Origin of the sequence: Pseudomonas sp. RA_35y_Pfl2_P32 (assembly GCF_963970735.1) — a bacterium.
Classification (GTDB): domain Bacteria; phylum Pseudomonadota; class Gammaproteobacteria; order Pseudomonadales; family Pseudomonadaceae; genus Aquipseudomonas.
The window spans coordinates 1-565 of sequence record NZ_CAXAQF010000158.1 but is presented as its reverse complement, the minus strand read 5'-3'; the positions used below and the strand labels follow the sequence as shown (position 1 = coordinate 565).

1 protein-coding gene is annotated in these 565 nt (G+C 62.1%); it reads left to right on the top strand.

What is annotated here, in order from left to right:
* The first annotated feature begins 28 nt into the window (after nt 1–28).
* Nucleotides 29–559: a FliG C-terminal domain-containing protein gene (locus AACY45_RS27625; protein WP_339548640.1), complete on the top strand. Its 531-nt coding sequence runs from the start codon at nt 29–31 to the stop codon at nt 557–559.
* Nucleotides 560–565 lie beyond the last annotated feature (6 nt).

Here is a 565-nt window from a genome sequence, read left to right as displayed (position 1 = left end):
GCCCAGTTAATTCGCCGTCGATGTCATCATGCGCATGTTGCGGATGGAGACGGTGCAGAAGGAAGTCATCCTCGAAATCGAGCAGACGCTGCGCACCGAATTCATGGCCAATCTGTCGCGCTCCAACAAGCGCGATCCGCATGAGGCAATGGCCGACATGTTCAACGCGCTCGACCGCGCGACCGAAGAAAAGATGCTGGCGGCGCTCGACGAGCGCGTGCCCGAATCCGCCATCCGCATTCGCGCCCTGATGTTCACGTTCGAGGATCTGGGCAATCTGTTGCCCGCCGCGATCGGCGTGGTCGTGCGCAATGCCGACAAGCGCGAAATGGCACTGGCGCTGAAGGGTGCCCCGGAGGAAATGAAGAAGCTGTTCTTCAGCACCATGACCGAACGCGCCGCCAAGTTGCTGCGCGAGGACATGGCCGGCATGGGCCCGGTCCGCGCCCGCGATTGCGAGGAAGCCCAGTCGTCGCTCGTGCGGCTCGCAAAGACCCTGGCCGATGCCGGCGAAATCACGCTCGTCGATCCCAAGAGCGACGATATGATGATCGTGTGACGGAGA